This is a genomic window from Shewanella sp. 38A_GOM-205m (genome assembly GCF_000518445.1).
Taxonomy (GTDB): domain Bacteria; phylum Pseudomonadota; class Gammaproteobacteria; order Enterobacterales; family Shewanellaceae; genus Shewanella; species Shewanella algae.
On record NZ_JADP01000009.1, the window covers coordinates 58,520 to 80,774 of the forward strand.

A 22,255-nucleotide genomic window follows, 5' to 3' on the forward strand; every position below is an offset into this window, starting at 1 on the left:
CTCTTGAATACTGCCCTTTATAGCCGGAGTCGGATAAGTTAGAATCCGCCAACAAAATTTATCCTGAGGATCCGATCATGATTACACTGCACACCAACCACGGCGACATCAAACTGGCGCTGGATAGTGAAAAAGCCCCCCTGACTGCGGCCAACTTTATCAAGTACGCCCAGGAAGGCTTCTATGACGGCACTATCTTCCACCGCGTTATCGATGGCTTTATGGTTCAGGGTGGTGGCTTTACCGAGCAGATGTCACAGAAACCTACCAATGCCCCAGTGCGTAACGAAGCCAACAACGGCCTGTCAAACAAAACAGGTACCATAGCCATGGCCCGCACTTCCGATCCTCATTCCGCCACGGCGCAGTTCTTTATCAACGTCAACGACAACACCTTCCTGGATTTCAAAAACGAATCCATCCAAGGCTGGGGTTACTGTGTATTCGGTGAAGTGATTGAAGGTATGGACGTGGTCAATGCCATCAAAGGCGTGAGCACGGGCAACCACGGCATGCATCAGGATGTGCCTCTGGAAGCCGTGATCATCGAGAAAGTGACCATAGCAGACTGATAACTTCTGAATGCGCACTCTCTTTATCGGCGATCTGCACCTCAGTGCCGATCGCCAAGATATCCTCAACGCCTTCTATCAATTTCTCGATACCGGTCTTGAACAGGTCGACGCCCTCTATATCTTGGGGGATCTGTTTGAGGTTTGGGTCAGTGATGATTTGGCCGAGCCCTTTGCTCTGGCGCTGGCCGAGCGTCTCTATGAAGTCAGCCGCACCCTGCCGGTGTACTTTATCCACGGCAACCGCGACTTTATGCTGGGGAAAGAATACGCCGCCAAAGCGGGGATAACCTTACTGCCCGAGGTGTATCGACTCGATCTCTATGGCCACAAGACAGTGCTGCTGCATGGCGACAGCCTCTGCACTCTGGACAAGGCATACCAGCGTTTTCGCCGTTTTCGCAATATGGCTTTGCCCCGCTGGATATACCGCCATCTGCCGAAGAAGACCCGCAGCAATATTGCCGCCAAGCTCAGGCAAAACAGCCAGATGCAGAATCAGCTGAAAAGCATTGAGATAATGGATGTTGAGCCGAGCGCGGTGGATGAACTGTTTGCCGGCACTCGCGCCGAGTTGATGATCCACGGTCACACCCATAGACCGGATATCCATCAATTGGCGGGTAATAAGCAGCGCTTGGTGGTGGGAGACTGGTATGAACAGGGAAGTGTCTTGAGCATCAGTGCCGACAACATAGCACTGACCAGCCTGCCTTTCATAGAATAAAGCCAGTAGACTCGGTTTTTATCTGTTTGGCTTGAGTCGGCTCGCATTGAACCTAGCCAGCCCTGATAACCTATAAAACCCTTCCAATCCAGCAGTTGCCGACCCTGTCGGCATCTTTATCTATGTAGGCGCAATATCGAGTAGTTTAAAGCGGCGCCCCGCTGTGAAACCTGAATTCATCATCCGGCGCTAGAATAAGCTCGGCTTCCACCTCGGCAAAATAGGCCACTCTGGCGCTGATATCCTCGCCGGCAATCGCCTCGGCCAATGAAAGATAATCCTGATAGTGGCGCGCTTCAGAGCGCAGCAGTGAAATATAGAAACGTTTAAGCTCATCATCGAGCCAAGGCGCCAGCTTGGCGAAACGTTCACAGGAGCGGGCCTCGATAAAGGCGCCCACTATGAGTTTATCTATCAGAGTCGCAGGTTCATGGGTGCGAACGTGTTTCATCATCCCCTTGGCATAACGGCCGGCGCGGATGTTGCTGTATGGGATATTGCGCGCCAACATCAGTTCCAGCACCTGTTCAAAGTGGTGGAACTCCTCTTTGATAAGGCGGATCATCTTGGCGATAAGTTCAGGGCCATGGGGGAACCCCGCCCTGGGCGTCAACTCACCAATCAACTCGTTCTTCTTCACCTCTCTGGCCAGAAATGCCGCCATATCCCTGTCGTTGTGATAAACAAACTCTTCGTAAGGCTTGGCCCAGGTTAGCAACTGCTCGCCACTTTGCTTGTCCACCGCATACTTGCGGACCAAATACATCGCCGTCTGCGCCGCCTTAAGCTCACAATTACAGTGATCTATCAGCAATTCGGCCAGTCTATGCTCCTCTTTGGCAGCTGCTATCCAGCTGTCAGGGGTTTCACAGGCCAGGAATTCTTTTACAGGGGCGAGTAACTGCTGCATTGAGGTCAAGCTTCCACAAGAGTTTTCAAGGCCGCCAAGTCTACCAGCAAGCCAATGCTATGCCCACAGCCTCTCGGAGTACAAACTTGACGGCCCGCTGTTTTTGTTCAATAAATAGACTCAGAGCGGTAAAACGCTCGTCTGCAGTTTGACGAGCAAAAGTCAAAGCGGAATAAGGATAATTATAATGGTATTGAATCACTTAATGGGGTTGTATACTCATCCCAAACAGGAATGGCAAACCATAGAACAAAACCATGAGGCACTTAAAAGCTGTCTCAGTCACCTGCTACTCATTGCGCTCATCCCTTCTGTCTGTAGTTATATCGCCGCCGTGCATATCGGCTGGAACCCAGGTGCCGGCGACCCCTTGTTTCTAACAGCCCAAAGCGGCTTCATCATGTGCGCAGGCATGTATTGCGGCCTGGTATTCGGTGTGTTCGCCCTCGCCTACCTGGCCTACTGGATGGGACAAACTTTTGATGCCCATCCGGACTTTACCCAGTGCCTGGAACTGGCGTCTTATACTGCCACCCCACTGTTTATGGTGGGACTGGCGGCGCTCTATCCAGAGCTTTGGTTCATTATGGTGATAGGACTGATAGGCCTTAGCTACTCTGTATACCTGCTGTATACCGGGGTCCCTATCATAATGAATATTCCCGAGGAAAAAGGCTTTATCTATGCCAGCTCTGTGGTAACTGCAGGTTTGGTGCTCTTGGTCGCTCTGATGGCCAGCAGCGTGATCCTCTGGAGCATGGGACTCGGCCCAATACTGCAATAATAAAAGCAGTCATCAAAACACCAGAGACGAAAAAGGCGCTCCTTGAGCGCCTTTCTTACGTCCAATTCAGCCCTAGCCATATAGCATCCCCCAACGGAACCCAGGATGTGTTGGGTAAGCAGGAGATATCCGTCATGCAGAACTGCTAAGAAGCCTTACATCTGCTCTGTACAGACTTACAGGCCAAGCCCTAGTTCAGTAATTCCTTTGCAAGCGCGTCATGGCCCAAACGGTCAAATAATGTGACCAACTCAGTTAAATCTATGCTGCTGTTCCTTAAGTCTTCAAAAGCTTGAGCAAATGCTTGCTTGAACTTTTGATCCTCAAGATAAGCTTCAATAAACTTCGCCCAAAAATCTTCCGAATTGATAATGCCGGAGTTAAATCGTTCAACGTAAAAGTGTTTAGCCGCATTGGGTGCATTAATGAAGCAATCCAAATACGCCCATCCATAATCACTGTCCGTCGTTAAGTTCACATCCACATTGAGCTTGTTTATAAACCATAAAATTATTTCGGTTTGATCGGAGTTTTCATGATAACAGGTAGTGACACTGGCATTAACCAAGTAGCCAAAGGCAAGATTAAGCTCTTCGTTGGATACTTGAATATTGGCAATCAAAAACTCAATGGTATCACGACAAATAAAGTTACAGCTCACCTGTAAAACATAACCCCAAGGTATGTCTGCCTTCATATCGAGCATTAATTTGAATAGTTCAACCCTGCCGGGGACTTGGCACATATGATAGAGAGCATCTTCATCGTCAAACTCATAGGATATTCCTTTGTCGAGCGACTTTAAGAAGTTGAGGCACTGGATGGCCGTAGGGGTGATATCAACACCGGCACTCTCGACAACAGCATTAAAAATTAGCTGCTCCATAGGTTCGGTATCTTTAAAATGATTGTAAATTATTTCGATTAGATCAAACCTGTTACTCTCAATTATCGAGGTCAATACCCTAAAGTCCAGATCGTTCCTGATTGATTCTATGTCACCATTATTTATTGCTTCTTCGACTTCATGTGCTTGTTGAATCAACATTTAGATACCTAATATACATCCAAGTTGTTAACGCTTAAATAATCCCTATCACTTCAGCATCTGTTGAAGAATGATTTTGTCTTTACGGATATCAATCGAGACAGCTTAACCAGTTATTCAAGGGAAGGTGCGAACGAGTCCCATATGTGCTCTATATCAGCTCACTGGCCTGGAAACGGTTTAAAGCGCAGAGGGAAATAAGCGGGTTTGTGAAGCCGACGGCTGACTAAGCTTGCGAAAAACAAGTCTAGTCAGCCACAGCTTTACAGAATGGTACTGACTTAAGCGAATGAATCTCTTAATGCCACAGTGCGGTTAAATACCAGCTTATCTGGGCTTGAGTCCTTGCTATCGGCACAGAAGTAACCTTCACGCTCAAACTGATAGGCCTTCTCGGCCTCCGCTTGCACCAGACCGGCTTCAACCAGACCATACTTAACCACCAAAGATTCCGGGTTCAGCACTTCGTCCACAGTTTCAGCCGCGGCCGGATTGGCATCGACAAACAGGCGATCATAGAGGCGGAACTCGGCAGGCACAGCGCTGCTGGCTTCTACCCAGTGGATCACACCCTTAACCTTGCGGCCATCGGCAGGGTTTTTACCCAGAGTCTCTGGGTCATAACTGCAGTAAATGGTGGTGACCTTACCGTCTGCGTCCTTGTCACAACGCTCGGCTTTGATCACATAGGCATTGCGCAGACGCACCTCTTTGCCCATCACCAGACGCTTGTAGTGCTTGTTGGCTTCTTCACGGAAGTCGGCCGCATCGATATATAGCTCACGGCCAAAAGCCAGCTCACGATTACCCAGCTCTTCCTTATTGGGATGCACCGGCGCACTGACATGCTCCAACTGCCCTTCAGGATAGTTCTCAATGATCACCTTAACCGGGTCGATAACCGCCATGGCTCTCGGGGCATTGTCGTTGAGCTCTTCCCGGATACAGGCTTCGAGCATACCCACTTCCACCAGGTTATCCTGCTTGGTCACACCAATGCGATCACAGAACTCACGGATGGAGGCAGGGGTGTAACCGCGGCGGCGCAAACCGGCGATAGTCGGCATGCGGGGATCATCCCAGCCATTGACCAACTGACGTACCACCAGCTCGTTGAGCTTACGCTTGGACATCAGGGTATATTCCAGATTCAGGCGTGAAAACTCATACTGACGGGTACGGTTGGGGATCTTGAAATCATCCAGATTATCCAACACCCAGTCATAGAGGCGACGGTTATCCTGGAACTCCAGCGTACAAAGGCTGTGAGTGATATTTTCCAGCGCATCAGAGATACAGTGGGTAAAGTCGTACATGGGATAGATGCACCACTTATCTCCCGTCTGATGGTGATGAGCGAACTTGATCCGATAGATCACCGGGTCGCGCATACACATGAAAGGTGATGCCATGTCTATCTTGGCCCGCAGTGAACACTCGCCTTCTTTATAACCTCCAGCACGCATTTTAAGAAAATGCACTATATTTTCTTCAACACTGGTATCACGATAAGGGCTATTCTTGCCCGGCTCTTTCAGAGTGCCGCGGTACTCGCGCATCTGCTCGCCATTGAGAAAACACACATAAGCCAGACCTTTTTCAATAAGTTCAAAAGCATAGTTGTAGAGTTTATCAAAATAGTCTGACGAGTAATGAATATCACCGGCCCACTGGAAGCCCAGCCATTGCACGTCCGCTTTAATGGAATTTACATAGTCAATGTTTTCTTTTTCCGGGTTGGTGTCATCAAAGCGCAAGTTGCACTGGCCCTGATAGTCCCTGGCAATACCGAAATTCAAGCAGATAGACTTGGCGTGACCTATGTGCAGGAAGCCATTAGGCTCTGGTGGGAAACGGGTGTGCACATTGGTGTGCTTACCGCTCGCCAAATCTTCATCTATGATATTGCGAATGAAGTTACTTGGACGTACTTCGGTGTCCACATGACTCATGAAATTCCTCTTTGCGAACAATAGCTGTCTAACGAAAAGAGGCATGATCCTACAGATCATGCCCGGTTACAATCCTTCTAGAATAAAAACTGCGGCGCACTTCGTCAAACCCGGCGCCGTGATCAAAAAAGCAGCCAAGATGGCTGCTTTTTATCTGCGACCTTACTCAGTCACTATCTTGATACCCGGAATAATCTCCTGGGTCTTGCGGCCTTTACGCTTCAGCCACATATAGAAACCAATCAGGGCGAGGACAAAGAAGCTTATCCAGGCGCTGGACTGCAATGGATGCTCGGCAAAAGTCGCACCTTGGTAGACCACAGTGGCACTGCCGTAAGCCAGTGCAAAGGTCCAGGTCGCGGCAAAGGTTGCCCAGCGACTGCCAAACTCATTCACCAGTGCACCCATAGCGGCCACACAAGGGGTGTAGAGCAGAATAAACAGCAGATAGGAGAAGGCAGCCAATTGTCCGCTGAATCCTGCCTGCAGCGCACCGAATGTGGACTGATCAACCCCCTGCTCTTCGGCAGCCAGCGTCTTATCCTCAACATGGCCCACAGACAGCTTGAGCGGATCTTCCATCACTATGCCGAACAGGTTGGCCGGAATAGTCGCCAGCGCCTCGGAGAAGCTGTCCATCAATGGAGTAAGCTCGCCATCACCGCTATCAGCCGTGCTATACAGGCTATTGAGCGTACCCACTACCGCTTCTTTGGCGAAGATACCCGTCACTATCCCAACAGTAGCCGGCCAGTTGTCTTCCTCTATCCCCATGGGCGAGAACACCGGAGTGATCTTCTGACTGGCGACACTGAGCAAAGACTCCTGACTGTCTTCATGGCCAAAACTACCATCGACCCCTATGGCATTGATAAAGTTAAGCAGAGTCACTACAACCACAATTGTCTTGCCGGCACCGAGAATAAAGCTCTTGGTACGTTTACCTGTGCGGGAAGCCACCGCTTTGAGCTTGGGCAGTTCATAGCTTGGCAGCTCCATCACTACGGCACTGCTGTTACCGGGCAGCAAGGTCTTGCGCAGCAGCAGGCCTGTGCCTATCGCAGCCAAAATACCTATGAGGTAGAGACCGAACACCAGGTTCTGACCTGAATCAGGGAAAAAGGCCGCCGCAAACAAGGCGTATACCGGCAATCTGGCACCGCAGGACATAAAGGGCGCCATCATACCCGTGACAATACGTTCACGCTCACTGCCCAGTGTGCGGGTCGCCATGATGGCAGGCACAGAGCAGCCAAAACCGACAATCATGGGCACAAAGGCCTTGCCGGGCAGGCCGATACGGCGCATCAGGCCGTCAACCACAAAGGCGGCACGGGCCATATAGCCAGAGCCTTCCAGCACAGATAAAGCCAAAAACAGCGCCGCGATAACCGGAATAAAGGTCGATACCGTCTGAATACCCTGACCTATACCACCGGCCAGCAGAGTCACCAACCAGGCAGGAGCTCCTACATTGGTCAGCAAAGCCCCGAAATGATCGACAAACAGCGCGCCGGCACTGATATCGAAGAAGTCGATAAAGGCACTGCCCACGTTGATGGCAAACATGAACATCAGGTACATCACCAGCAAAAATACCGGAATACCCAACACAGGATGCAATACCAACTTATCGAGCCTGTCACTCAAGGTCAGCTGGCCGTCGGCATTGACCGACCCCTTGTATACACGCTCAACAAAGTCAAAACGTGTGGTGGCCACCATGATCTCTATGTCTTTGCCTTCCAGTGCCAGTTTATCCGTCACTCTGGAGACCTGTTCATCGAGCAAATTGTTCTGGCAAGAACCACAGCCCAAGCCATTGGCCAACATGGCCAGCGCCCGGCCCCGGCTTAATTGACTGTCGCTGCCCATAATGGCTGTGACACCGGTTTCAATGGTGGCGTCATATTGCAGCATCAAAGGCGACTCTGAAACCCGCCCTTCCAGCAGCTCTATCACCTGTTCCTTGACCCGCTCGACGTCTTTGGCTTCTCTTGAAGTCACGCCTATTACGGGGCAACCCAGCTCTCGACTCATGGCTTGGGTATCGACCCGAATGCCGCGCTTGACCGCCGCATCCATTTTGTTGAGCACCACAACCATGGGAATACCCAGCTCACGCAGTTGCACTGTCAGATACAGGTGACGTTCGATATTGGTGGCATCCACCAAGTTGATAATGCCATCTACTTTCTGGTTGGCCAGATACTGCTGGGCAATCTGCTCATCCAGCGAGCAATCACAGTTGCTACCGGCGGGAAGAAGATCGTAAATGCCGGGTAAATCGGTTAGAAAGACATCATCGCCATTAAGCGAAAAGTGGCCGGTCTTCTTCTCGACTGTCACCCCGGACCAGTTACCTACCTGTTGATTGGCACCTGTCAGGGCGTTGAACAATGTCGACTTACCGGCATTGGGATTACCGACAGTGACACAATGGAACTGCTTAGTCATTGGCCTTTTCCACCTCTATAATCTGTGCCAGATCCTGACGCATGCACAACTTGCTGCCGCGAATGTCCAATTCCAACCCGGATCCCATGGGAGCACGGCGGATCAAAGAAAAACAGGTATTGGGGGTGATCCCCATGGACAGGAGCTTGCGTTTGACCACTGCAGGCAGATCCAGATGGCCAACTTCGGAAATCATGGCGCGATCACCGGGTTTCAATTCACTTAACTTCATTGCCTCTACCACTGAAAACAGCATGCAAGCATGCGGGTAATGATTCGATTCTACCTGAAACAGTCAAATAAGAACTTTATCTGGATCAAGCTTTTCAACTGGTAACGATAATAGTTTTCAATTGTGTTGGCTATTATGGGACAAAAGCTAGCTGGAATAAACCGTTTAACTGCAAATAAAAGTAACTGAACCGTGGCTTTTTCTGCGGCGGATCCCAAATTCGAACAAAGACACACCATACCCAAAACGAGGCATGGATCACACTTTGTTGTTTTCTTTTTTAAATCAGCCTTCTTTACCCATAAGCATCATCAAAAAGTTATCGCTTTGTCACTTTTTTGCTCTATTCTTTAACATTAGCAATTCGGTAAATTACTGATGCATGCCTAATAACTATAAATCGGCAATGAACGCGCTCAGGATGGAATGATGAAAATGGATAACTCGAGTAAACCAAGCCTTTGGGGGTTGGGTTGCGCTCTCCCCTTATTGTTATTGTTGGCCTTCCCGGCCAAAGCTACCCCGTGGGACAACCAGGACCCGGCCGAGGTTGAAGCCACACTGGACAAGAAATTTGCCGAAGGCAAATACTCCCCCAAGGGTGCTGACAGCTGCCTGATGTGTCACAAAAAGAACCAGAAGGTAATGGCGCTTTTTGATGGTGTCCACGGCAATCCCAACCTCTCTCAATCTCCTATGGCCGATCTGCAATGCGAAGCCTGCCACGGCCCCATGGGGAAACACAACCGCGGCGGCAAGGAGCCGATGATCACCTTTGGTGCCGACTCGCCGGTACCAGCTGACAAGCAAAACAGCGTCTGCCTCAGTTGCCACCAGGATGAGCAGCGTCTGGGCTGGAGTGCCAGCCACCACGACACGGCCGGAGTTGCCTGTGCCAGTTGTCACCAGGTGCATACAGGCCAGGATCCCATCCAGAGCCGTGAAACCGAAGTCGCCGTTTGCAGCAGCTGTCACTCAGAGCAACGTGCCGACATTCACAAACGTTCCGCGCACCCGATACGCACAGAGCAGATGGTCTGCAGCGACTGCCACAATCCTCACGGCAGTCTGGGGGACGCCAGCCTGAAGCAGATGACGGTCAACGAAAACTGTTACAGCTGCCACGCCGAAAAGCGCGGGCCCAAGCTGTGGGAACACGCCCCGGTTACAGACAACTGCGCCAGCTGTCACAACCCTCATGGCAGCGTCAACGATGCCATGCTGTTGGCCAAACCGCCTCAGCTGTGTCAGCAATGCCATGCTTCCGACGGCCATGCAGCCAGAGCCTACTTCCCGGCCAATGAGCAAACCGGCTTGATGCCCAACGCCTATAACGCCGGCAACTCCTGCCTGAACTGCCACACACAGGTGCATGGTTCCAACCATCCATCCGGCAAACTCTTGCAGCGATAAGGAGCTGAGTATGGTTATCGAGAAACAGACACAGATGAAACTATCACTGCTGGCGCTCACCATAGCCTGTGCACTGCCACCGGCCTGGGCCGGTGGCTATTCGCTGCAACAGGCCAATCGCGCCGAGCTCAAGCAAGACAAGTGGAGTTGCGGCCAGTGCAAGTTGCCACAGGAAAGCCGCGGCACGCTCGAAGCCGGTGTGGCCTACAATGATGGCGACAATGCGGTATTTGCCAACAGTAGTGGCACAGATGCCGATGGCGCCACGGGGCACATTGGCGGCGATGTCGTCTTTTATGGTGAACAGGGTTACCGTACTCACATTGAAGCCGACAAACTGGGCTATGACACCGGCAGCGCCAGCCTGAGTACCGGAAGACCCGGCCAATTTGATATCCGTCTGGGTTATCGCGCCTTGGCCAACTTCGGCCCGGACAATGGCATGAGCCCCTATATCAATCAGGACAACAGACTGATGTTGCCGGACAACTGGCAAGCGGCTGCCCTCACCTCACAAATGCCGGGGCTTTATGACAGCCTGACAAGCCAGCGACTGGAAATGAAGCGGGATCGCTTTACGCTGGATGCCCATTACCTGGGAAGCTTTTATAAGGCGGGGCTCAATTACCGTCACGAGCAACGCGATGGCACCCGCCAAACCAACGGCAACTTTCTTACCAACTCCATGGCATTGGCCACCCGGGTGGATGACAGTACTGACGAGCTGGAAGCCAAACTCTATTTCAAAGGAAAGGGCTGGCTGGCCGGCTTCAATTCGACCCTGAGCCAATACAGCAACGACTATCAGGCACTCTATTGGGAAAACGCCTTCTTTCCCACATTCGGCGCCGCCTATAATGGCCAACTCGCCGACAATCCGGACAACAAGGCGCTGAGGGTCGGTGCCGATCTGCAGTTATCCGAGGCCGGACATCAAATATTGATGCACACGGCATTCACCCGCATGTCTCAGGATCAGGCGCTGTTACCGGCCACCATCAATGGTCCTTCACCCCAGTTGCCCGCAATCGATGGCGACATGCAGGTTGACGTGCTGGAACTCAAACTCAAGTATGCCACCCGCCTCAGCAGAGGCTTGTCGGTTCGCGCCGGCTATGACTATCGCGACCGGGAAAACAAGACACAATTTAAAGAATGGCCACAGGTGAGCAGTGACAGCTGGCACCAGGGCAGCGCCACGCCCGCGGCCTATGACCACACCCGCCAAAGAGCCGATATCGCCTTCAACTACCGTTTTACCCGCGCCCTGTCTCTTGACGCAGGTTACGAGTATGAACACCACAGCTATAGCGATCTGGCGCGCGAATCCCTGTTCCAATCCAGCGTGTTTGCCAAGCTGAACCTGCGTGCCAGCCGCGACTGGCAGTTGTGGTTCAAAGGTGAACTCAGTGAGCGCAGTGGCGGCAGTTATCAGGCATCCGAGCTGAGCCAAAGCCCCAATAATCCCTGGATGCGTCAGTATTGGTTGGCAGATCGCAAGCAAACCCTGTTGCGACTGCAAAACGATTACCGCTTCAGCGATGCCCTGTCGTTCAGCCTGGCGCTGAATCACAAGCAGCAAGACTATGATGAGACGCTTATCGGCCTGGATGAAGTCAGCAGTTGGGGCTATGGCCTCAGTGGCAACTATCAATTCTCAGCCCAGTTTGGCCTCAATGCCTGGCTCAATCAGGACTGGCAGGATACAGATCAAACCGGCTCAGCTTCTTTCGGCCCCAGCGGTTGGTACAGCCGTGCCAGCGACAGCAGCACTGTCGCTGGCTTCGGCATCTACTATAACGAGTTGCTGAATAAACAACTGGATCTGGGCTTCGACTGGCAATACTCAAAAGGCGAAAGCGACACAGATGTCAGCCAGGGGCTCACTCTGGATTACGGCGACTATTATTCACGCCGTCATACCTTCAACGCCTTTGCCAAGTATCACTTCAGCGACAAGATGGCATTGAGGCTGGATTGGTTGTTTGAACACTATCAGGACAGTGACTGGCTCAATCAGGGATTAACCCCGGATAGCATCCCCAACGTACTCAGCTTTGGAGATCTTGGCCAGGACTATAACGCCCACTATCTGGGGCTGACACTGAGTTACTCCCTATAAGAGCAAGAGGCGAAGAGCGATGTCAAAGGAATACACCCCAAAAACTCCCCTGCTTTACCTAGGCGCGCCCCTGCTGACCGCCATGTTGGCTCTCTCAGGTTGCGGTGGTGATGATGGCAACCCGGGAACCCCAGGCGAACCGGGCGGCGAGCCGGCGATGAATATCAGTAAGCTCAATATTGAGGTCAAGGAAACGGCTCTCGAAGAGGGCATTACCCGGGTAGATTACCGGGTCACCAATCAGGATGACGAGCCGGTAGTCGGTATCCCCTCAGGACGCTTCATTGCCGCGCAGTTGTTGCCGGAAGGCACCAGTGGGGCCGGGAACAGCAGTGAGTGGCAGTATTTCACCGCTGAGACCTGCTCCAGCAGCTGCCCTGGCACCTATGTTGACCATAAAAATGGCAACTACTCCTACAGTTTCAGTGCCCCTTTCGACGGGATGAATGAGATAGCTGAAATCGCCGGAGCCACCCACAGAGTGGTGATCAAACTCGGTGGTGATACCTTGGCCGATGGCACCGCATTACCGGTAACCAATGACCATTACGACTGGCAGCCCCCAGGCGGTGCTCCGGCCTACAGCCGGAATATCGTTTCCATCGACACCTGTAACAGCTGTCACAATGACCTGGCGTTTCACGGCGGTAACTATAATCAGGTGGAAACCTGTGTTACCTGCCACAATGCCACTCGGGTCAGCAATCCGGAAAACATCTTCCCACAAATGATCCATGCCAAACACCTGGCCGGATTCCCCAAACCCTTGTCCGACTGTCAGACCTGTCATAAAGAGGATGAAACCCTCAGCGAACAGCACAACTGGTTCCGGGTGCCAACCATGGAGTCCTGTGGCAGTTGTCATAACAATATCGACTTCGTCAAAGGCGAAGGTCATCCGGCGCAAGCGGATAACAGCAATTGTGTCGCTTGCCACAATCCGGATTGGACCCGCGAAGTACATGCCAATCAGGAGAACATGGCGGCCCTCGAGCAATTCAAGGCCGAGGTCACCAACGCCAGTGTCAGCGGCAGCAGTTTGAGCTTCTCGCTCAAGCTGAGTAACCCGCAGACAGGTGCAGCCTATAACGACAGCGCCGACAAGCAGGTGTTTGTCAACGATCTCAGGGTCTATGCCAACTGGGGCACCAGCTTTGATTACGCCACCCGCTCTGCCCGCTCAATTAGGGTACATGAAGTGGTGCCGCTGTCCGGCAGTGATGGTGTCTATCAGTATCAGTTGAATGGACTGACCATTCCCGCCGGCAGTGAAGCCGATGCAGGTACCCTGGCGATTCAGGGCCGAGTCTGTGCCAGCCAAGGCATGCTGGTCGACTGCAGTGACAGCGCCGCCAGTGTGCTGGTTATCAAGTCGAGCCATCAGTCATTCAACATGGCCGGCCTCACCACGGCCGGACGGCGCCAGGTGGTCAGCAACGAAACCTGCGGCAGCTGCCATGGCGATCAACAGTTGAACTTCCACGGCTCTCGCAACGATTTGGCCGGCCAGTGCCAACTGTGCCACAACCCCAATATGCAGGCCGACGCCACTGCTGCCAATCCATCAGCGAGCAGCGCCGACTTCAAGCAGTTGATCCATGCACTGCACTCGGCCAATTTTGAAGGGTTCGAGACGCTGCAATTCCCGGGGAATATAGGCAACTGTGCTCACTGCCACAGCAAAGATGAAAATGGCGTGCTGAGTATGGCACTGCCACTCAGCCCGGCGGTGCAACCCTTGAGTCTGGATGATGGCAGCTTCACCAGCCCCACGGCGGCAGTCTGCAGTAACTGCCACCAGAGCGATAGTGCCCGCAACCATATGACGCAACAGGGAGCCGTGTTCCAAGGCACTGAAGCTGATGCCAAGGCAGGAACAGAAAGCTGCGCCACCTGTCATGGTCAGGGCGGCATGGCCGATGTCACCAAGGTGCATCCTATCGCCCAGTAACAACAATAAGCCGCCCTTTGAGGGCGGCAATTACAGGAACGGGCCGGTCTTCAAAGGCTGGCTCAGTCGTGCAATCAAAGCAATGCAGGGAAATAATGATGAAAAGCTCAAGACTGGTTAAAGGGCATACCCGCCTGGCATTGGCCACTCTGATGTCGCTGACGCTCATGGCATGTGGCAGTGACGGCAAGGATGGCGAAGACGGCAAGGACGGCGTGATCGGAGTGAATATCGATGCCACTCCCACACTCAAGGTCAAGTTTACCGACGCCAAAGTAGAAGCAGGCAAGGTCACGGTCGACTTTATGTTGACCAATGCCAATGGTGTGGCTGTGCTGGGTCTGAACAAAGATTATGACCTCAGATTTGGTATCGCTCAGCTGACCCATGTGACCGAAACCATAGGTGAAGGTGAGGAAGCCAGAGAAGCCGATTGGGGATTCCAATGGCAAGCCTATATCAATAGCCTCAAACAACCGACAACGGTTCCCGACGGGGTGGATAACCTCAGTCCATCGCCTCAGTATCAGGCCGGAGTCGAAGCCGCCAGCGCCTGCGAAACCTGTCTGGTGGACAATGGCGATGGCAGCTATAGCTATAGTTATCAGGTCAATATTGCCGAAGTCACAGAGCCGCTGGCCATAGCTTATGATGCCGATGCCACTCAAAGGGCTACACTGGAGCTGAAACTCCCCCAAGTTACCGCCAATGCCCATTATGATTGGCAACCCTCCAGCGGCAATACAGAAGGTATCCAGACCCGCAATGTGGTCACCATTGATGCCTGTTACACTTGTCACCAACCGGACAGCCTGGAGCTGCACGGCGGACGTCGAATAGCGCTGGAAAACTGCGCTTCCTGCCATACTGCGACTTCTGGAGATCCTGAGTCGGGTAACAGTGTGGAGTTCACCTATCTGATCCACGCCATTCACCGCGGCGCAGAACGGCATACCTATGATGCCGACGGCAATGAAGTGCCGGCGCCATACAAGATTGTCGGTTATGGCGGCAGCGTCCACGACTATGGTGTGGTCGGCTTCCCCCGTAAGCCAGCTTCAGACTGTAGCGTCTGTCACCAGGAAGGCAGTGGTGCTCCCGCCAATGCCGATCTGTTCAAGGCAGAGAAGAGCAATACTGCCTGTGTCGCCTGTCACACGGAAAAGCCTTCATCCCACCACTCCAGCACCGACTGTATGGCTTGCCACAACACGGACAATACCTATCACGGTACCGGCAGCGCAGCCAAGCGCCACGGTGATGTAATGCAAGCCTACACTCTGGCAGCCGAACTGAGCGTCAAGGTGTTGGAGGTCAGCAGCAACGCCGGCAAGATGACCTTTAAAGTGCAGGTGCTGGATAAAGACGGTAACGCCATGGATCAAAGCTTTATCGATCAGGGCAGCCGTATGATAGTGGGCTGGGATGTAGACAAGGACTACCCTGCCTACAACGAAGCCTCCTACAGCCAGCGCCGTATTCGTCTCAGTGAAGGCAGTTTTGACACCACCAGCAAGAGCTATACTCTGACTCCGGCGTTTGATATGCCGGCAAGTCCGGATGGCAAGAGCTTTGAAATCTGGTCGGCACTGGAAGCCTGCTTCAATAACGGCGGTTATGGTGTTGCCGATATTCAATTGACAGACTGCGCAACCGATGGTGTTCGCTCTGTGGCTATCCAGCAGGAGCCCTACCGCTTTGTCTGGGGCAACAATGGTGTCGACAGCGGTATGGATGCCGTGGCCCGCCGAGCCATCATAGATCCGACCAAGTGCCAAAGTTGTCATGGCAAGGAGATCCATCACTATGACAATGGCGTCAACTGCCAGACCTGCCATACACCGGATAAGACACTGCGTAATGACGCCGATTATCCCGGTGGCAAGATCCCCTCAAGCTTTGCCTGGAAGGCACACGAGCGTGAAGGCCACTTCCTCAAGTATGCAGGGCTCCAGTCCGGCACTGTGCTGAAAACCGATTGTGCCACCTGTCATGCCGAGTCTTCCGGCAGCGTCACAGGTATCACTCTGGGTCGTTCACCGGATCGTGTCTGGCGCTATGGTGACATCAGCAATAGCGGCGCGGATATCTGGGTATCCTCAGATGCAGGCTCCTGCTTGAGCTGCCACCAACAGTACCTCAGCGATGCGGCCAAATCGCATATTCAAGCCAACGGCGGTATTCTGGATGGCATGGATGAGACCGATGTCCGTAATCGTGCCAAAGAGGCCTGTGCCACCTGTCATACCCCGGCTCAGCTGATGACTGCACACGGCAATTAACTTGCGTTTTGCTACCAAAGGGAGGCATGTGCCTCCCTTTTTTATGCAGCAAAATTCGTTAAAAACTCTTTCAAAAAACACGTTTTTTTGATCAGGATTAACGTTTTTTGATCTAGCCGTATACCCCTAAAGAAATAGTCGGATCTTAATCACATAACCCATCTAAAGTGACTGCTTAATCCCCACCACTTGGGTAGCCTTAGCCTTGGAAAAATAATTCCACACACTTTCCATGGTTAATGAGATTTATTCTTATTTAACCTCTGGTTAGTGATGATTAAAATCACTTGCAGGGAAATATCATGATGAAACGGTTTAATTTCAATGCCGCGACTAAAGCGATGTTGGGTGCCGGTTTGCTGTCTCTGATGCTGGCCGGTTGTGGCAGCGACGGTAAGGATGGTGAGACTGGTAAGCCAGGTCCTGTCGGCACACCCATAAGCAAAGTCAACACGCTGAAATCCAAGATTAATTCAGCATCTGTAGACACCAACGGCTTCCTGACAATCAACTTCAGCTTGTCCGATGCCAACGGCGCCGCCGTCTTTGGTTTGAAAAACACTGACATAGGTGCAGTCTCCTTCGGCCGTGTCGGCAGCGAAGATGAGATTGAAGGCCTGACCAATGTAGAAGGCCAAGCGAGAGAGATCTGGCTGAGCTACTTCAACAAAGACAAAGGTGACGGCTTCTACACGGGTTCTTCCTACTTCCAGGGTAAAAACTGCGAAGACTGTCTGACCGACAATCAGGACGGCACCTATACACTGAAACTTAACAAAGCCATAGATACTCTGGGTAAATACGACTACAAGGCCGATATGGTCAATGGTATTTACCTGGGCATCAAAACAGCCAATGCGGCCAACGTTAACCTGGTTAACAACAGCTTCTTCTACTGGCAGCCCTCTTCCGATACCACTCAGGCCAAACCCAAGCCGGTTATCGCCGATGAAACCTGCCAAAGCTGTCACAGACCCGGTCATGCCGGTGAACTAGCCATGCACGGCGGCAAACACGTCACTCTGGAAAGCTGTACTTTCTGTCACACCGACTACAACAGCTACATGAAGGATGACAAGGACGAAAATGGCCAAGTGATAGGCAGCCATAAATTTGATGGTTCCATCAAGGCCATGGCCCACGAAGTGCACAGCCATGCCTTCTACAACGGCATTTTCCCGCAATCAGCCAGCAACTGTCAGACCTGTCACCAACCAGATGAAAACCTGGCTATGGCCGATGCCTGGAAAGCCGATCTGGATGCTGCAACCTGTCTGAGCTGCCACAACAGCCAGTATGCCGTACCTTCCTGGCACTGGGATGCAGAAAACAACCAGATTAAAGAAGACAAACTGAACTGTGTCTCCTGTCACAGCGATCCTGATGGCCATGGCCGTGGTGCCGAACGCGCCCACTACAGCAACAACGACAGTGCCCAGTCTGCCAAGACCAGCGTTACTTTCAACAGCATGACTTATGATGAGGCCAGCAAGACCATTAAGGCCAACATGACTGTCAAGCACGGCGACACCAATGTGACACTGGCGCAAATTGACTCCAGCCCATACTCACACGGCGGTTTCACCAGCGCCATCGTCTTCAACGGTGTGGTTAAAGACGACTTCCTGGTTAACTACCAGAAAGTGGGTTACGACCACTTCAGTGAAGGCGCCGACGGCAGCATAGATGTCACCTTCAGCGACGGCGACTTCAAAGTAGCCGAAGTCATGGGTACGCCAGAGGTTAAAGTGGCCTTGAGCAGCCAGCTGCATGTCTGCTTCGATGGCAAAGGCGCTGTAGCCGACTGTAAGCCAGTCGAAGACGGTGTTATCCCTAACTCCGGTCCTTACGTGCCATCTGACACAGCCTACTTCAATGTGGATGGCAGCAAAGTCGACAAGACACCAAGGGTTCAACATGCCGAAATGACCGCTTGTCAGCAGTGTCACACCACAGCCATCAAGCACCGTTTCTCCAACGACATCGACGGCTGTGCCTCCTGCCACAACGGTACCCGCGACAAGAAGGGTGACGGCTCATCCAACCTGGCTTACATAGTGCACTCCAAGCACTACCTGTATGACAGCTCAGGCAACGGCTTCTTCAAGAAGACAGACTGTCAGACCTGTCACGGTAAAGACGGCTTCTCACTGAAGAAAATTGCCGCCGATGCCGCTCCGGTTGCCTTCGGCAAGACTGAAGATGGCATAGAACAGACTCTGGTATCCCCCCAGACTGCCGCCTGCGCCAGCTGTCACCAGCCGCCATACGGCCTGAGTGAAACCACTATCAACCACATAGTGACCAATGGTGGTGTGATAGGTACAGGCCACGGTGTAGCTGCAAGTGATTATGACGCCCAGAAAGGCCAAGAAGCCTGTTCTACCTGTCATACTGATTCCCAGCTGTTGGAAGCTCACTCCAACTGGGGCTTCAGCCACTAAAATTTAACCCTAAAGAGAGGCTTCGGCCTCTCTTTTTTTATCTGCCAAATTGCCAAAATCGAATTAAAAAACAGCGTTTTTTTGATCGAGATTAAGTTTTCCCTACCAGCTCAAATACCTCTTTATAAATAGAAAGATCCAAGTCACACATTAACACCAGTCATGCAGCTTTTCGGCCCTGCTTGAGTTAGCCTTTTCGAGGGAAATCCTATTTCCGGTATCGGGTTAAGGGCCAATTACATAATCAATTTGGTTGAGATGACTCAGCCACTCCCTAAACCAGATACTTCCACTATTGCAGGGAACAAGATGATGAACGCACAAAAAACCAGAATCGCACTGCTGCTGGCAGCCAGTGCAGCTACTCTGGCCTTAGGTGGCTGTGGTGGCGATGATGGCAACGATGGTAATCCAGGTAACCCAGGCGGCGAGCCTGCAGGTGAAATCAAAGAGCTGCATTTCAGCTTTGAGCAAGCTGTTGTCAAAGGCGGTATCCCAACGGTTGAATTTACCGTGACCAACGAAGACGATATGCCGGTAGTTGGCCTGCAGAAGTTCCGCTTTGCCGCCGCTCAGTTGCTGCCGGAAGGCGCAACCGGTGCCGGGAATGCCTCTCAGTGGCAGTATTTCGGCAACGAAGACTGCACTGTAAGCAGCAGCTGCGCAGGTACTTTCGTTGACCACAAAAACGGTAGCTACAGCTACACCTTCAGCAAGACCTTGAATGAGCTGAGTACAGACACTATCAGCTTCAACCCTGAGTTGGCCCAGCGGGTACTGCTGCGCGCTTACAATACGCCTCTGCCTGACGGCACTCTGATCCCCAACAGCAACGCCTTCGTCGACTTCAGTGCCGACTCAGGTGCCTCCGCGGCATACAGCCGTAAGCTGGTGAGTACAGATAGCTGTAATACCTGTCACGGTGATTTGGCCAACGTCAAACACGGCGGCGCCTACTCAGATGTTAACTATTGCGCCACTTGCCACACCTCAGGCAAGGTAAAACCAGGCAATGAATTCAACGCCATGATCCATACCAAGCACAAGGATCTGGGCCTGGATGCGCTTAACAGCTGCCAATCCTGTCACAACGACACCAATGTCGAGTTGACGCCCGATTGGGGCAACTGGTCCAAAGTGCCTACAGCTGCAAGTTGCGGTAGCTGCCACAGCAACATAGATTTTGCTGCCGGTCAGGGCCACAGCCAACAAACCGACAACTCCAACTGTATCGCCTGTCACAACAGCAAGTGGACAGAAGAGCTGCACACAGGTGTAACCGGTGACAAACGTGCCGTTATCGCTCAGCGCGGTCTGGCCGCAGAACTGACCGGCAGCGCCGACAACAGTGCGACTCTGACTGTGACCCTGTTGGACAAGGCCGGCAATGCGCTGGATGCCAACAACGAACTGGCCAAGATCAAGCGTCTGGAAACCATCACCAACGTGGGCCCTAACTTCCCTGTCATGGGCTACAACGTCAGCCCAGGAAGCGGTAAAGCCAAGGTCGCCAAAGATCTGGTTAAAGACGGCCAGCTGCAGGACGCCGTGACTCTGGTTGACGGCAAGCTGCAATTCACCGTTCAGGACCTGCCTTTCGGTGCCGGTGATGCCGATACCGCCTTCAGCTTTATCGGTCTGGAAATGTGCAACCAAGGCAGCGAGCTCATCGCCTGTGCCGATGGCGTTGCCACTACCAGCATGAAAGCTCAACTGGCCTTCGGTACCAAGTCAGGTGATGCACCTAGTCACCGTCATATCGACTCAGTGAACTTCGCTACCTGTCAGGGCTGTCACAGCGACACCTTCGAACTGCACAAAGGCCACCATGCCGGCTTTGTGATGACAGAGCAGCTGGGCCGCGAAGTAAACGGCAAGCTCACGATCGGTGTTGATGGCTGTGTGGCCTGTCATACTCCAGATGGTACTTACGCCAGCGGTGCCAACAAAGGCGCATTGGAGATGAAACTGCACAAGACCCACATTGAAAAGGCTCACGGCCTGATCGGTGGCAACTGTTCAGCCTGTCACAACGACCTGAATCTTGATGCCTTCAAGAACAAGGGTGCTCTGGCAACCTCAGCAGGCATGTACACCACGCCTATCACTGCTACCTGTACTTCTTGTCACACTGTCGGTGGCGACTACATGGTACACACCAAGGAGCAACTGGAAGCCTACGGCGCTGTGGTAGATGGTGATTACACCGCTGCCAACCAGGCTGCGCAGCTGGAAACCTGTTTCTACTGCCACAAGCCAACCGCCGCAGATCACACTCAGGTGAAGATGTAATTTGCCCAGGCCGGGGGAGTCCCCTCCCCCGTCTTTCAAGGGTTTGGACAAATTAAGGATGCCTAATATGAGAATCAGCAAAAATATACCAACACTGCTAAGCGCCCTTCTGGCGACGGCAGTGTTATCTTTTGGTGTCACCCATGCGGCGCACGCCGCCAAGTGGGACGCCAAAATGAGCCCGGAAGAAGTGGAAGCCACCTTGGATCAGAAGTTTGCCGAAGGCAGCTACTCTCCCAAGGGTGCCGACTCCTGTCTGATGTGCCACAAGAAGTCAGAAAAAGTCATGGACCTGTTCAAGGGGGTTCACGGCGCCATCGACTCCAGCAAGAGTCCTATGGCCGGACTTCAGTGCGAAGCCTGTCACGGCCCCATGGGCAAACACAACCGTGGCGGTAACGAACCCATGATTACCTTTGGTAAGGGTTCTACCCTGGCGGCCGACAAGCAGAACAGCGTCTGTCTCTCCTGTCACAAGGATGACAAGCGTATGTCCTGGAACGGCGGTCACCACGACAACGCCGATGTTGCCTGTGCTTCTTGCCACAGCGTGCATACCTCCAAGGACCCTGTGCTCTCCAAGAACACTGAGATGGAAGTCTGCACCAGCTGCCACACCAAGCAAAAGGCTGACATGAACAAGCGTTCCAGCCACCCGCTGAAGTGGGCACAGATGGTGTGCAGCGACTGTCACAACCCTCACGGCAGCACGACCGATGCCGATCTGAACAAGGCGTCAGTCAATGACACTTGTTACAGCTGCCATGCGGAGAAGCGCGGCCCAAAACTCTGGGAGCATGCACCCGTCACTGAGAATTGTGTCACTTGCCACAACCCTCACGGCAGTGTCAACGATGGCATGCTTAAGACCCGCGCTCCGCAACTGTGCCAACAGTGTCACGCCAGCGACGGCCACGCCAGCCGTGCTTATCTGGGTAACACAGGCATGGGTTCTCAGGTCAACGACAACGCCTTTACCGGTGGTCGCAGCTGTCTGAACTGTCACAGCCAGATCCATGGTTCAAACCATCCATCCGGCAAGTTGTTCCAACGCTAAGGAGGCGGGAAG

Annotated in this window: 15 protein-coding genes; 10 read left to right on the top strand and 5 right to left on the bottom strand. The window is 52.6% G+C overall.

What is annotated here, in order from left to right:
• Positions 1 to 77: 77 nt before the first annotated feature.
• Both N512_RS0110375 and N512_RS0110380 read left to right on the top strand, forming a co-directional pair.
• Positions 78 to 572: a peptidylprolyl isomerase gene (locus N512_RS0110375; RefSeq protein WP_028780277.1), complete on the top strand. Its 495-nt coding sequence runs from the start codon at positions 78 to 80 to the stop codon at positions 570 to 572.
• 10 nt (positions 573 to 582) lie between these two features.
• The gene (locus N512_RS0110380) at positions 583 to 1,299 is read left to right on the top strand and encodes a UDP-2,3-diacylglucosamine diphosphatase (RefSeq protein ID WP_028780278.1); all 717 of its coding nucleotides are present in this window, start codon (positions 583 to 585) and stop codon (positions 1,297 to 1,299) included.
• A 145-nt stretch (positions 1,300 to 1,444) separates the two neighbouring features.
• On the opposite strand, the gene miaE is transcribed toward N512_RS0110380, so the two are convergent.
• Positions 1,445 to 2,209: a tRNA isopentenyl-2-thiomethyl-A-37 hydroxylase MiaE gene (gene miaE, locus N512_RS0110385; RefSeq protein ID WP_028780279.1), complete on the bottom strand. Its 765-nt coding sequence runs from the start codon at positions 2,207 to 2,209 to the stop codon at positions 1,445 to 1,447.
• Between the two features lie 187 nt (positions 2,210 to 2,396).
• Here miaE and N512_RS0110390 point away from each other — a divergent pair, with 187 nt between their 5' ends.
• Positions 2,397 to 2,993 carry a Yip1 family protein gene (locus N512_RS0110390; RefSeq protein ID WP_025010711.1) on the top strand — a complete coding sequence of 199 codons (597 nt, stop codon included), beginning with the start codon at positions 2,397 to 2,399 and terminating at the stop codon, positions 2,991 to 2,993.
• 190 nt (positions 2,994 to 3,183) lie between these two features.
• Here N512_RS0110390 and N512_RS0110395 read toward each other — a convergent pair whose 3' ends face one another.
• From N512_RS0110395 to N512_RS0110410, 4 genes are all read right to left on the bottom strand, one after another.
• The gene (locus N512_RS0110395) at positions 3,184 to 4,041 is read right to left on the bottom strand and encodes a hypothetical protein (RefSeq protein ID WP_028780280.1); all 858 of its coding nucleotides are present in this window, start codon (positions 4,039 to 4,041) and stop codon (positions 3,184 to 3,186) included.
• A 281-nt stretch (positions 4,042 to 4,322) separates the two neighbouring features.
• Positions 4,323 to 5,993, bottom strand: coding sequence for a glutamine--tRNA ligase (glnS, locus tag N512_RS0110400; RefSeq protein ID WP_028780281.1), 1,671 nt, complete (start codon positions 5,991 to 5,993; stop codon positions 4,323 to 4,325).
• A gap of 162 nt (positions 5,994 to 6,155) precedes the next feature.
• Positions 6,156 to 8,450: a Fe(2+) transporter permease subunit FeoB gene (gene feoB, locus N512_RS0110405; protein ID WP_025886748.1), complete on the bottom strand. Its 2,295-nt coding sequence runs from the start codon at positions 8,448 to 8,450 to the stop codon at positions 6,156 to 6,158.
• Positions 8,443 to 8,682 carry a FeoA family protein gene (locus N512_RS0110410; RefSeq protein WP_025010714.1) on the bottom strand — a complete coding sequence of 80 codons (240 nt, stop codon included), beginning with the start codon at positions 8,680 to 8,682 and terminating at the stop codon, positions 8,443 to 8,445. Before N512_RS0110410 ends, feoB begins: the two co-directional genes overlap by 8 nt.
• A 429-nt stretch (positions 8,683 to 9,111) precedes the next feature.
• Between N512_RS0110410 and N512_RS0110415 the strand changes: the two genes are divergently transcribed.
• The 7 genes from N512_RS0110415 (at position 9,112) to N512_RS0110445 (ending at position 22,243) form a co-directional block, all read left to right on the top strand.
• Positions 9,112 to 10,095 (top strand): DmsE family decaheme c-type cytochrome, encoded by a 984-nt coding sequence (locus tag N512_RS0110415; RefSeq protein ID WP_028780282.1) that lies wholly within the window; start codon positions 9,112 to 9,114, stop codon positions 10,093 to 10,095.
• Positions 10,096 to 10,105: 10 nt separating this feature from the next.
• Positions 10,106 to 12,217, top strand: coding sequence for an MtrB/PioB family decaheme-associated outer membrane protein (locus N512_RS0110420; RefSeq protein WP_028780283.1), 2,112 nt, complete (start codon positions 10,106 to 10,108; stop codon positions 12,215 to 12,217).
• Positions 12,218 to 12,236: 19 nt separating this feature from the next.
• Positions 12,237 to 14,168: an OmcA/MtrC family decaheme c-type cytochrome gene (locus N512_RS0110425; protein ID WP_028780284.1), complete on the top strand. Its 1,932-nt coding sequence runs from the start codon at positions 12,237 to 12,239 to the stop codon at positions 14,166 to 14,168.
• A 95-nt stretch (positions 14,169 to 14,263) separates the two neighbouring features.
• A complete protein-coding gene (locus N512_RS0110430) occupies positions 14,264 to 16,450 on the top strand; it encodes an OmcA/MtrC family decaheme c-type cytochrome (RefSeq protein WP_044734227.1) in 2,187 nt (728 codons plus the stop codon).
• Between the two features lie 302 nt (positions 16,451 to 16,752).
• Entirely contained in the window at positions 16,753 to 18,894 is a 2,142-nt protein-coding gene (locus N512_RS0110435; protein ID WP_028780286.1) for an OmcA/MtrC family decaheme c-type cytochrome, read from the top strand.
• 309 nt (positions 18,895 to 19,203) lie between these two features.
• Positions 19,204 to 21,186, top strand: a complete 1,983-nt coding sequence (locus N512_RS0110440; RefSeq protein WP_028780287.1) for an OmcA/MtrC family decaheme c-type cytochrome — start codon at positions 19,204 to 19,206, stop codon at positions 21,184 to 21,186.
• A gap of 67 nt (positions 21,187 to 21,253) precedes the next feature.
• Entirely contained in the window at positions 21,254 to 22,243 is a 990-nt protein-coding gene (locus N512_RS0110445) for a DmsE family decaheme c-type cytochrome (RefSeq protein ID WP_099049509.1), read from the top strand.
• The last annotated feature ends 12 nt before the right edge of the window (positions 22,244 to 22,255 follow it).